Raw genomic sequence first — 12144 nt, forward strand, 5'->3', positions numbered from 1 at the left:
GGGCCCGGATGGGCCGACGAAAATGTCGGTGCTGGCTCCTAGGGTGGAGCCATGAGCCAGCACCCGTTCGATGAGCCTCCCGCCGATGAATTTCCGCCCGACGAGGAGTGGTTGCCGCCCGCCGATGTGGAGTCCGCACGCCCGGCCCCGCGGACACCGGGGGTGGTGCCGGACAAGCGTCGTCAGACGTTGTCGGGCCAGACGGTGGCGGAGCAGGCGCTGGGCGTGCTGCGACGGTTGGTGGGGCGTGAGGACGTCACCTTCCACGACGGGCAGCTGGAGGCCGTGCTGGCCCTGGTGGAGAAGCGGGAACGGGCCCTGGTGGTGCAGCGCACCGGCTGGGGCAAGTCCGCCGTGTACTTCGTCGCCACCGCGTTGCGTCGGGCGCAGGGGGCCGGCCCGACGGTGATCGTCAGCCCGCTGCTGGCGCTGATGCGGGACCAGATTGCCGCCGCCGAAAGGGCAGGGGTGTCGGCCGTCACGATGAATTCGGCCAATGCGACGGACTGGGCAGAGGTCTCCGGGGCGCTGGCCCGCGACGAGGTGGACGTGCTGCTGATCAGCCCGGAACGGCTGAACAACCCCAGCTTCCGGGCCGAACAGCTGCCCGATCTGGCGGCGCGCTGTGGCCTGCTGGTGGTGGACGAGGCACACTGCATCTCCGACTGGGGGCACGACTTTCGGCCCGACTACCGACGGATCAAGGACCTGCTGGTGGACCTACCGGCCCAGACGCCGGTACTGGCCACCACCGCCACCGCCAATTCCCGCGTGGTGGCCGACGTCGCGGAGCAGCTGGGCGCCGGCGGGCACCGGGTGCTCACCATCCGCGGGCCGCTCTCCCGGGAATCACTGCGGCTCGGGGTACTGCGCCTGCCGCACGCCGAGACCCAGCTGGCCTGGCTGAGTGCCCATCTGGGGGACTTCGACGGTTCGGGGATCATCTACACGCTGACCGTCTCCGCCGCCGAAGACGTCGCCCGGGCGCTGACCGAGGCCGGCTACGCGGTGAAGGCCTACACGGGGCGCACCGACACCGCCGAGCGGGAGCAGTTGGAGAATGCGTTGCGCGGCAATGAGCTGAAGGCGCTGGTGGCCACCTCCGCATTGGGGATGGGCTTCGACAAACCTGATCTTGGTTTCGTGATCCATCTGGGGGCGCCCAGCTCACCCGTCGCCTACTACCAGCATGTCGGCCGTGCGGGGCGTGGTGCTGTCAATGCCGACGTGCTGCTGCTGCCGTCGGCGGCGGATCGGGACATCTGGCACTACTTCGCGACGGCCTCCATGCCCGACCAGGGGCAGGCCGCGGCGGTGATCCAGGCCTTGTCCGAGGCGGGCCGACCGCTCTCGACGGCGGCGCTGGAGACCATCGTCGACGTGCGCCGCACCAGGCTGGAACTGTTGTTGAAGGTGCTGGACGTGGACGGGGCGGTGCAGCGGGTGAAGGGTGGCTGGACGGCCACCGGCCAGCCGTGGGTCTACGACGCTGAACGCTACGCCCGGGTGGCCCAGGCCCGGCAACGGGAACAGCAGTTGATGGTGGACTACCAGCAGGGCGATCGCTGCCGGATGGCCTTCCTCACCGAGGCACTGGATGATCCGGAGGCGCGCGACTGCGGTCGGTGTGATGTGTGCGCGGGGCAGTGGTTCGATCCGTCGCTGCCCGACGCCGCGGTGGTGGCTGCTCGCAATGCGTTGGACCGGCCCGGGGTGCTGCTGGAGCCGCGCGCCCAATGGCCCACCGGGATGGACCGGCTGGGCGTGCCGGTGAAGGGCAAGATCAAGGACGGCCCCGAACTGGGGCGAGTGTTGGCCCGGTTGACCGATCTTGGCATGGGGCAGCGACTGCGCGCCCTGCTGGCCGAGCCCGACGCGCCGCTGCCCGACGAGGTGCTGCGCGCCTGCATCCCGGTGCTGCGGGAGTGGGACTGGGCCGAGCGCCCGGTGGCCGTGGCGCACGTGCCCTCCCGCGCCCATCCGCGGCTGGTGGGTTCCCTGGCCTCCGGGCTGGCGGGGCTGGGCCGGATGGCTGATCTTGGTGCTCTTGATCTTGCCGACGGTGGCCCGACCGGGGAGCCCGGCGGCAATTCGGCCTTCCGGCTGGCCGGCATCTGGGATCGGATCGTGGTGGGGCCCGGTCTGGCCGGTCAGGTTGCTGCGGTACCCGGCCCGGTCCTGCTGGTCGACGACCTGGTGGACTCCCGCTGGACCATGACGGTGGCCGCGACGGCGCTACGCCAGGCCGGTGCCCCCGCCGTCCTACCCTTCGCCCTCGCCCTCCAGGCGTGATCTCTTCGGGGCAGCGAGTTCATGCGTGAGGCGGGGTCGAGGACGGGCCGCGGAGCGGTCCTCCGAGACTCCGCAGAGTCGACAAGCCAAAGCCAGAGGGGGGCAAGAGCTGAGCGTTGGGTTGGTGGGTCGGGGCGGAGGCGCTGAGATGGTTGAAACCCGGCCACGCGCGGATCTGAACCCTCTGCAGGGAGGAGGGAGGGGACGCCGCAGCCCCGACCCACCAACCCAACGCGGACGCAACCACACTCTCACAAACCCACTGGGAAACTAGGAAAAATGTTCGAAACATGACAAAGAATTACCTTGTTGAGTAGAGCAAGATGAAGTAGAATAAGTTGCATCAACAGCAGCGCTGATCATCTCGGGGGAGGTGTCCACATGAGCACATCCGACAGCACGAATCTGACCTCTGCGCAGACGGTGGACGCGATGCTGAGCGCCCGTCGCCGCTCCTGGATGGCCGAGGCCGATCACTTCCTGCTCGCGGCGCACTTCGCCGATCTGCACTCCACCGTCGATGACGAGCCGGGCGAGGCAGGTCGGCCGGTTTGCCTGCACGGCGAACGCCTGCTGCAGCTCGGTGATGACGGGACGCCGCTGGTGGCGGAGTTCGCGCCGCTGGAACTGTCGGCGGCCTTGGATGTGACTCGCGAGTCCGCGGAGCGGCTGATCGGTGATGCGTTGTCCTTGCGGCACCGGATGCCCGGCCTGTGGGAGAAGGTTGAGCAGGGTTTCCTGCGGGTCGTCGTCGCACGGAGCATCATCGCCATCGCCCAGCGCCTGCCCCTGGCTCAAGCGCGGGTGCTGGATCGGGACCTGACTCCGCTGGTCGGCGGGGTGACGAACCATCGGCTGATCACCATCTGCGAGGCCAGGGTGCTCGAGCTCACTCCGGAGTCCGAGGCGCAGAGTGCCCATGAGGCGGCGCTGGCCTCGCGCGGGGTGTGGCTGGATCCCTCACGGGACGGGGTGACGCATGTTGAGGCGCAGTTGCTGGCGTCGGATGCGATCTTCCTGGACGCGCAGCTGAACAGGATCGCGTCGATCCTGCGGCAGGGTGGGCGCAGCGAATCGTCGGATGTGCTGCGGGCGTCGGGGCTGGGCATGCTCGCCTCGCCCGCCCAGGCCTTGCAGTTCCTGCAGGCGAGCCTGCTGGATGAGGCGGATGATCCGCACTTGCCGCTGGCCGATACCGACGAGCCCGATGACCTCGTGGGTGCCGGGTGTCCGGCGGCGGGGCAGCGCGGGCACACCTGCGGGACGATCATGGTGGATCCGGAGCTGCTGCTGCCGCCCGCGTCGGTGGTGGTGCACCTGGAGGAGAACACCTTGGCCGAGCTGGACGGGATGGCCCGGGTCGAGCGGTGTGGTCCCGTGCTGGCGCAGTGGCTCGGGGAGTTGCTGGGACACACTCGGGTGACCTTGAAGCCGGTGATCGATCCGTCCGGGATCACTCCGTCGGACCGATACGAGATCAGCCATCGGATGCGGCAGGTGGTCTACGCCCGCAACCCGATCGAGGTCTTCCCCGGGTCGAAGAAGCTCGCCCAAGCATGTGATCTGGATCACACCATCGTCTGGCGCCCGCCCGATGGGGTGGCCGCCGAGGATCGGATGTTGACTCGGCCGGAGAATCTGGGGCCGCTGTCGCGCCGGGTTCACCGGGCCAAGACCTTCGGCGGCTTCCAGCTGCGGCAGCTGGCACCGGGGGTCTTCTTCTGGCGGACTCCGGACGGCTTCTGTTACCTCACGACGCCGGCGCGCTCCTGGATGGTGCACAACCCGGTCCGGGGCCACGACCTTGCCGTCACCTGATCCCGGTCAGCCCGAGCACTCACAAACCCCATCGACGGACAGGTTCCGCCCCCGACCCAAAGTCGAGGGCGGAGCCTGCGCGCGTTTGCGGACCTGCCCCTCGACAGGCTCGGTGGCCGGGGTGGGGGCCAGGGAATCAGCCACGGTGACCGAGCCTGTCGAGGCCCAAGTTCACGCTTTCGTGAGGCGGGGTCGAGGACGGGCCGCGGAGCGGTCCTCCGAGACTCCGCAGAGTCCACCAACCCAACGCGAACGCAACCCCGGAGCCCGGGATACACGAAGCCCGGACAACGCGGATGCAACCGCGAAGCCTGAGAAGGGAAGATCAGGCGTCCTCCGCCGGGGGAGTCCAGTACGGATCGCGGCCGATGAAGGCCATCAGCTTCTGCTCGCTGGAGGCATCGTCACCAACCGGCTGGCGCTCGCCGAACTCGCCCGAGGCGCGCAGCTGCGCTTCCTCCTTCTCCATCCCCTCCAGCATCGCCGCGCAGGTGGCGGCGTCCAGCCCGGACTGCTGGCCGGTGGCGACGGCCAGATCCCAGCTGTGCATGAAGACATCGCTGCTGTAGTACTTGTCGATGGCATCCACCAGCGGCATCTTGCCGAAGTGCTGATCGTCCAAGATCAACTCTTCGACCTTGGCATTGCTGAGCAGCATCTGCATCTGCTCGCAGTGGTGGTGCCAGATGTCGACCGGATCGGCGATGGTGCTGCCGATCTGTCCAAAGGTCACGCCCTCGACGGACCCGAACAGGCCACGGGACCATTCCACCAGGTGTTTCACGACGTCGAGTGCGGTCCAGCCCGGGACGGGGGTGGGTGCGCCCCAGTCGGACACGTGCTCGACGATCCGGGAGAAGTTTTTCGTCACTGCCGCGTGGCGTTCGGCCACGGCCTTGCGATCTTCGCTCATGCCCCCAGTCTGCCAATCGAAGCGCGGTTCTGCGAGCATGACCCAATGAGCCTGCAACATGTCGAGGCGATCCACCGCGCCCAGCTGCTGACCGTGCACCGCGTCGACGTCGATCTGGACCTGCGCGCCGCCGACCGCCCGGAGAACACCACCTTCACCAGCCTGACCAAGATCATCTTCGACTGCTCGCAAGCCGGGGCCAGCACCTTCCTGGACTTTCGCGGCAGCAGTTTGGACGAGTTGTGGCTGAATGGGGAACGGATTGCCCCGCAGTGGGAGGACGGCAGGATCCAGCTCACCAACCTCGCCCGGCACAATGTGCTGCAGGTCACCGGCACGATGGCCTTCAGCGACGACGGCGAGGGCCTGCACCGGCACGTCGACGCCAGCGATGGCCTGGTCTACCTCTACGCGATGAGCTTTCTGGATGCCGCCCCGCGCTGGTTCGGCTGTTTCGACCAGCCCGACCTGAAGGCCCGCCACAGCTTCACCGTCCGGGCACCGGAGAGTTGGCTGGTCAGAGGAAACACCCCCGCGACGGCCACCGCGCCGGGCTGCTGGCGGCTGGCCCCGGGCCAGCCGCTGCCGAGCTATCTGGTCACCCTGGTGGCCGGGCCGTGGGCGGAGGTCACCGCCAGCCATCCGTCGCCCACCGGCCCGATCGAATTGGGGCTGTATGCCAGGCAGAGCCTTGCCGACGAGCTGCACCGCGACGCCGACGAGCTCTTCCGGGTGACCGGCCAGTGCTTCGACGCCTACCACGAGCTCTTCGGGGTGCCCTACGCCTTTGGTGACTACCGGCAGGTCTTCGCCCCCGACTTCAACGCCGGGGCGATGGAGAATCCCGGTTGCGTCATCCTGCGCGAGCAGTACCTGCACCGCGGCGAGGCCACCCGCGCGCAGCGGGCCTCGCGCGCCGGCACCATCGCCCACGAACTGGCCCACCAGTGGTTCGGGAACCTGGTGACGATGCGCTGGTGGGACGAGTTGTGGCTGAACGAGTCCTTCGCCGAATACCTCGGCCACCGGATCTGCAGTCAGGCCACCGACTTCGAGCTGTGGACCGACTTCGGGTTGAGCCGCAAGCAGTGGGGCAGTGCCGCGGACCAGGCCCCCAGCACCCACCCCGTCGCCGGCAATGGCGCTGCGGATACCACCGCCGCCCTGGCGAACTATGACGGGATCAGCTACTCCAAGGGCGCCGCGGTGCTGCGCCAACTGGTCAGCTGGATGGGTGAGGAGCGGTTCTTCGCGGGCCTGCGCGCCCACTTCGACGCCCACGCCTTCGGCAATGCCACCATGGCTGACCTCGCCGGGGCCTGGCAGGCCCAGGGGGTGCAGGGCCTCGACGACTGGCTGCGAGTCTGGCTGGGAACCACCGGCCTGGACGTGCTCCGCGTGGTGGAGCATCCACTGCGGCTGGAGCGCACCGATACCGAGACCCCGCGGCCGCACGCGCTCACGGTCGCCAGCTTCACCCCCGACGGAAGCGAGCGGGACAGCAGCTTCCTGCACGTGGATCAGGACAGCACGCCGCTGGAACTCGCCGCCGAACCGGGAGACCTGGTGCTGCCCGACCCCGACGACCAGTGCTGGGCCCGCCTGCGGCCGGTCCTGCTGGGCGGGGAGCTGACCGACCTTGCCCTGTCCGCGGTGGCCTCGCCCACCGCCCGGGTGGCGGTGCTGGGTGCTCTGCGCGATGCCATTCGCAGCGCCGAAACCGACCCCGGCCAGGTCTTCGGGCTGCTCCTGCGGGAAGTCCCACGGGAGAAGGACGACACCATCCTGGACGCGGAACTGTCACTGGCACAGGAGTGCGCGGCCGCCTTCTGCCCACCGGCCGCCCGCGCCGGGCGTCGCGCCCGTCTGGCCGCCACTGTCGCCGCCCTGCTGGGCGACAGCGACCCAGCCAGCGACTGCCACCTGATCGCCCAGCGCGCCCTGCTGGCCTGCACCGATGACCGGGCGGTGCTCCAGGGGATGCTCGACGGTGAAACGCCCCGCCCGCTGGGGCCGGAGGACCGCTGGGCCGCCGTGCAGCGCCTGGCCCTGCTGGGCGCCGATCCGGCCATCATCACCGAGGAGGCCGCGCGGGACGGGTCCAGCGCCGGCCAGCTTGCGGCCCGGACCGCCCGAGCGCTGATCCCGTCGCAACAGGGCAAGCGGGAGGCGCTGGACGTGGTGCTGACCAGCGACGCGTCGGCCTACCAGATCTCCGCCACCGCCCGCGGCCTCTTCCCGCCCGAGCAGCACGAGCTCACCCAGCCGCTGGCCGCCGAGTGGTTCCGTCGGATCAACCAGACAACCGCCCGGCGCCAGGGCTGGGGGCTGACCGGCACCCTCCGGGCTGGCCTACCACTGGCCCACGCCGACGACCAGACCCTGGCCGCCGCTGAAGAGGCGCTGAGTACGCACGATCTGGATCCGACGGCGGAGCGGGCGCTGCGCGACGGCCTGGACCAGCTCCAACGGCAGAACCGCAGCTGGCGTGCCTACCCCGCGAAAGCGTGCTGACCCAAGCACCCGTACCGGGAAGTTATGCTGGGTGACACTGTGGCGCGAGCCGGTTCGCGCCCCCAGCAGGTCAGGGGACCCATCTGTGACTGCCACTGAATCTTCCACGCCCGAGCCCGTCGATCCCGAGGCACCTCAGCCCACGGGCGGCGCGCCGGAGCAGAAGAGCCATGGCAAGCGCTGGGCGTTGATCGGCCTGGGATCGCTGGCGCTGCTGGCCGGCGGCACCTACGCGACGGGCTACGCAATGGCCGGTGACAAGCTGCCGCGCAACGCCACCGTCGAGGGCGTCGCCGTGGGCGGCATGGACGAGGCCGAGGCCACCAGGACGCTCACCAGCCAGATCAAGCCCCGAGCCGAGGCGCCGATCGCGCTGACCGGCGACAAGAAGGAGGCCACCATCACCCCCGCCCAGGCGGGGCTCACCGTGGACTACCCGGCCACGATCGAGCAGGCCGGCGCCGGGAAGTCGCTGAACCCGCAGCACATCTGGAGCGTGCTGCGTGGTGGCGGGGAGATGAAACTGGTCACCACGGTGGATCAGGCCAAGTTGAAGGCCGCCGTCGAGGCCCAGGCCAAGACCTTCACGGTCAAGCCGGTGGACGCCAAGGTCGCCATGGAGCGGGAGAAGATCACCGTCACCGACGGCGTCGTGGGTGCGGACCTGGACGTCGAGGCCGCCACCAAGGCGGTGCAGCAGGCCTGGCTGGCCAAGACCACCGTCGAGGCCCCGATCAAGCGCACCGAGCCGGAGCTGACCACCGAGGAGGCCAAGACCTTCGCGGAGAAGGATCTGAAGCCCCGGGTCAGTGCCCCGCTGCTGCTGGACGTCGGCAAGAAGGAGAAGGTGGAGCTCACCGGCCCCGGCATCGGTGAGTTGACCACCATCAGCACCAAGGACGGCAATTTCGTCGCCACCCCCAATCTGGACAAGCTGTTCAAGGCGGCCGAGCGCAAGGCCGAGCCGCTGGGGCTGAAGGCCCCGCAGGATGCCAAGTGGCAGTTGTCCGGGGGCAAGCCGACGCTGGTTCCGGGCAAGCCCGGTGAGGGAATCGACCGCAAGGCCTTCGACAAGCTGATCCCGGCCGCGATGACCAAGACCGGCGCCGAGCGCACCATCACGATGCCGGTCAGCAAGAAGGAGCCGGAGCACACCACCGAGGAGGCCAAGAAGGCCCCGATCAAGGAGGTGACGGGTGAGTTCACCACCTACTTCCCGTATGCGGAATACCGCAACACCAACCTGAGCATCGCCGCGCAGCGGGTCGACGGAACCTACATCGCCCCCGGCGAGACCTTCAGCATGAACGACACCATCGGGCCCCGCACCGCCGGTTCCGGCTTCGTCGACGGCTGGGTGATCAGCGGTGACCACATGAAGAGGGAGAATGCCGGCGGCATCTCCCAGAGTGGCACCACCGTCTACAACGCGCTCTTCTTCTCCGGCCTGGAACACATCGAGCACCAGCCACACACCATGTACTTCGACCGCTACCCGGCCGGCCGGGAGGCCACGCTGTACTACGGCAGCATCGACGTGAAGTTCAAGAACGACAGCCCCTACGGCGTGCTGCTGCAGGGTCATGTGAACAAGGCCGCGCCGGGGGAGAAGGGGTCGATCACCTTCAAGGTCTGGTCCACCAAGGTCTACGACAAGGTGGAGTCCACCCCGTTGTCCAAGTCCAACTTCACCACCGGGCGCAAGCTCAAGCGCTCCGGGCCGTCCTGTCACGCCCAGGCCGCGTCGCCCGGCTTCACCGTGAACTATGCCCGGCTCTTCTACAAGGGCGGCAAGGTTGTCAAGCGAGAACCCTACAGCTGGACCTATGCGCCCACCGACGAGATCACCTGTGACTGAGGCATTGCCCTGGTTGTAGAGTGAATTCGTCAACGTCGGAATGCGACGCTGACCACGAACTTCATCATTGAGGAGACCCCAGTGACCTACGTCATTGCGCAGCCCTGTGTGGATATCAAGGACCGTGCCTGCGTCGAGGAATGCCCCGTCGACTGCATCTACGAGGGCAACCGCATGCTCTACATCCACCCCGAGGAGTGCGTGGACTGTGGTGCCTGTGAGCCGGTCTGCCCCGTGGAGGCCATCTTCTACGAGGATGACGTTCCCGCGGAGTTCAAGGAGTACTACGACGTCAACGTGAACTTCTTCGACGGTGTCGGGTCGCCCGGCGGCGCCTCGAAGTTGGGCACCATCGACAAGGACCACCCCGTGGTCGCCGCTCTCCCGCCCCAGGGCGAATGAGCGGCCTGGCGTCCCGCCTGCCCGACTTCCCGTGGGACTCGTTGGCGGGCGCCAAGGCCACGGCCCAGTCGCATCCCGGTGGCATCTGTGACCTGAGTGTGGGCACCCCGGTGGACCCGACGCCCGCCGTCGCCGTCGACGCGCTCACGGCAGCCGCAACCCGCTGGGCCGGCTACCCCACGGTCTGGGGCACCCCCGCGCTGCGCGCCTCCATCCTGGGCTACCTGGAACGACGCTGGAAGGCGTCGGGCTTGACCGAGCGCAATGTGCTGCCCGTGGTGGGCACCAAGGAGCTCGTCGCCTGGCTTCCCACCCAGCTGGGTCTGGGCCCCGACGACTTGGTCGTCATCCCCAGCACCGCCTACCCGACCTACGAGGTGGGTGCCGCGATCGTCGGCGCGAAGATCCAACGCTGCGACGACCCGTCGCAGATCGAAGGTGTACCAGCCCTGGTCTGGATCAATTCCCCGGCCAACCCGCACGGCGCGATCCTGTCCAAGGACCAGCTGCGCGCTTGGGTGGAGTACGCCCGCCAGACCGGTGCGGTGCTGGCCAGCGATGAGTGCTACGGCGAGTTCGCGTGGGACGCCGAGCCGTTCAGCGTGCTGGACGCGGACATCTGTGGTGGCTCGGTCGACGGCCTGCTGGCGGTGCACTCGTTGAGCAAGCGGTCCAACATGGCCGGCTACCGTGGCGGCTTCATCGCCGGCGACGAGAAGCTGTGCATGGAGCTGCTGGAGCTGCGCAAGCACGGCGGCATGATGCTGCCCGGCCCGGTTCAGGACGCGATGGCCGCCGCCCTGGCCGACCACACCCACGTCGAGGAGCAGCGGGAGCGCTATCTGGCCCGCCGCGCCGTCCTGAAGCCGGCGCTGGAGGAGGCCGGTTTCACCATCGACCACTCCGAGGGATCGCTCTACCTGTGGGCGACGCGCGGCGAGGACTGCCGCCAGACCATCGACTGGCTGGCCGAACGCGGCATCTTGGCCGCCCCCGGCGACTTCTACGGCACCCAGAGCGGCCAGCACGTCCGGATCGCCCTGACCGCCACCGACGAGCGGATCACCGCCGCCGCCGAGCGGCTGAGGGGTTGATCGTTCCGAGGGAGGAGCGGCCTGCGGGGCAGAGGCATTGACAAGCAGTGACTCAATCTTCGCACGGATTTGGGGGCAGCTTCTCGGGTGCGGTTCTTGGTGGAATTGCGTGATGGAATCGGTGTCAATGCTCCGCTTTTCTTGGCGGGAAGCCGACCAGCAGGCTAACCAGTGCCAGAAGTACCGGGATCGACGGGATGCGAAGGGTTTCGTGTGGGAGCAGGAGCGTTCGGTGTCCCAGGCACGTCGTGAGTGTCGTCAGCGACAGCACGAGATATCCCAGCGCATCCCGTCGGGCAAGGCCGGTGATGGTTCCTGCGAGCAGCACTGCGGCCATGGCCACCATCAGGGATGGTGTCGTGCTGCCGATCTGTGCGCCGGTGTCATCAACTACTCGCAGGGCCGCAGCTCGCCGCAGCAGATCCCCCATCTGCCCGAAGGGCAGCCCGATGTTCCCGTCCTGGTAGGCCAGTTGGTCTGGACTCATGGTGGTTCGGAGGTAGGCCTGCCACATGACCAGGGCGGTGGGGCCAGCGGCAATGGCAACCAGGTGACCGAAGTCTGGTGTGTCGAGTCGCCTCCACCGCCGTATGCCCCAATCAACTGCGAGGGCAACGGGGAGTAGGACCAGTTGTTCCTTGGTGAGGCACAGGGCGACGAGCGTGGCTCCAAGCCAGAGCCCGTCACGTTTCCTCCCTCGGGACCACAGGAGCAGTGCGAGGCAGGTCAGTGCCGCTTGCAGCGGTTCGGTGAGGGCGGAGCTCGCACTGAACAGCAGACCGGGAGACAAGGCCACGGCCAGACCGGCCCACGGACTGGCTCCGAGTCGGGCGGCCAGGCGGCTCACTGACCAAGCCGCCAAGGCCATGGCGGCCAATGTCATCAGCCAGAACACTTCTGGAAGCCAGCGTGGTTGTCCGAGGGACAGGACCCCGGCCAGCCATCCCCACAACGGGTGTCCGTAGCGGTAACCGGGCATGTCGATGAGGGTGTGCGCTGTACCGGTGGCAAAGGGATCAACGGCCATCGCCCAGTAATAGACTCCGTCGTATTTCTCGCCGGGAGTCGAGACGATGAAAGCTGGGTCCACGCTCTTGATGAATGTGGAGAGAGGACGGTCGGCGGACACGTCCAGGAGCAGGTCGGGTGAGAAGACCGGCCAACTGGACAAATATTGGGCCAGCAGGGTCGCCAGCAGCGCAGTCCCGGTACAGAGCAGCGCGACGCGGTTGTTTCGGGAGGTCACGTCGTGC

Annotated in this window: 8 protein-coding genes; 6 read left to right on the forward strand and 2 right to left on the reverse strand. The window is 68.2% G+C overall.

Annotated features, from left to right (window positions below; genetic code table 11):
• The first annotated feature begins 51 nt into the window (after positions 1-51).
• Both AAEX57_RS08420 and AAEX57_RS08425 read left to right on the forward strand, forming a co-directional pair.
• Entirely contained in the window at positions 52-2292 is a 2241-nt protein-coding gene (locus tag AAEX57_RS08420; protein WP_342091898.1) for a RecQ family ATP-dependent DNA helicase, read from the forward strand.
• A gap of 381 nt (positions 2293-2673) precedes the next feature.
• Positions 2674-4110 (forward strand): DUF222 domain-containing protein, encoded by a 1437-nt coding sequence (locus AAEX57_RS08425; RefSeq protein WP_342091899.1) that lies wholly within the window; start codon positions 2674-2676, stop codon positions 4108-4110.
• Between the two features lie 325 nt (positions 4111-4435).
• Here AAEX57_RS08425 and AAEX57_RS08430 read toward each other — a convergent pair whose 3' ends face one another.
• Entirely contained in the window at positions 4436-5023 is a 588-nt protein-coding gene (locus tag AAEX57_RS08430; protein WP_342091900.1) for a maleylpyruvate isomerase N-terminal domain-containing protein, read from the reverse strand.
• Between the two features lie 45 nt (positions 5024-5068).
• Here AAEX57_RS08430 and pepN point away from each other — a divergent pair, with 45 nt between their 5' ends.
• The 4 genes from pepN to dapC all read left to right on the forward strand — a co-directional run bounded on the left by pepN (position 5069) and on the right by dapC (position 10891).
• Positions 5069-7537: an aminopeptidase N gene (gene pepN / locus AAEX57_RS08435; RefSeq protein ID WP_342091901.1), complete on the forward strand. Its 2469-nt coding sequence runs from the start codon at positions 5069-5071 to the stop codon at positions 7535-7537.
• A gap of 85 nt (positions 7538-7622) precedes the next feature.
• The gene (locus AAEX57_RS08440) at positions 7623-9395 is read left to right on the forward strand and encodes a VanW family protein (RefSeq protein WP_342091902.1); all 1773 of its coding nucleotides are present in this window, start codon (positions 7623-7625) and stop codon (positions 9393-9395) included.
• An 81-nt stretch (positions 9396-9476) separates the two neighbouring features.
• Positions 9477-9797 carry a ferredoxin gene (fdxA, locus tag AAEX57_RS08445; protein WP_094764094.1) on the forward strand — a complete coding sequence of 107 codons (321 nt, stop codon included), beginning with the start codon at positions 9477-9479 and terminating at the stop codon, positions 9795-9797.
• The gene (gene dapC / locus AAEX57_RS08450; protein ID WP_342091903.1) at positions 9794-10891 is read left to right on the forward strand and encodes a succinyldiaminopimelate transaminase; all 1098 of its coding nucleotides are present in this window, start codon (positions 9794-9796) and stop codon (positions 10889-10891) included. The genes fdxA and dapC overlap by 4 nt, the downstream gene beginning before the upstream one ends.
• A 124-nt stretch (positions 10892-11015) precedes the next feature.
• Here the strand turns inward: dapC and AAEX57_RS08455 are convergent, their stop codons facing one another.
• On the reverse strand, positions 11016-12137 hold the full coding sequence (locus AAEX57_RS08455; RefSeq protein WP_342091904.1) for a hypothetical protein: 1122 nt from the start codon (positions 12135-12137) through the stop codon (positions 11016-11018).
• Between the last annotated feature and the right edge of the window lie 7 nt (positions 12138-12144).

The organism is Luteococcus sp. H91 (genome assembly GCF_038433135.1).
In the GTDB taxonomy this organism is placed as follows: Bacteria; Actinomycetota; Actinomycetes; order Propionibacteriales; family Propionibacteriaceae; genus Luteococcus.

Bases quoted from the DNA above. Each gene is read 5' to 3' on its own strand.
- AAEX57_RS08420 (WP_342091898.1), top strand. From the start codon at position 52: ATGAGCCAGCACCCGTTCGATGAGCCTCCCGCCGATGAATTTCCGCCC.
- AAEX57_RS08425 (WP_342091899.1), top strand. From the start codon at position 2,674: ATGAGCACATCCGACAGCACGAATCTGACCTCTGCGCAGACGGTGGAC.
- AAEX57_RS08430 (WP_342091900.1), bottom strand. From the start codon at position 5,023: ATGAGCGAAGATCGCAAGGCCGTGGCCGAACGCCACGCGGCAGTGACG.
- pepN (WP_342091901.1), top strand. From the start codon at position 5,069: ATGAGCCTGCAACATGTCGAGGCGATCCACCGCGCCCAGCTGCTGACC.
- dapC (WP_342091903.1), top strand. From the start codon at position 9,794: ATGAGCGGCCTGGCGTCCCGCCTGCCCGACTTCCCGTGGGACTCGTTG.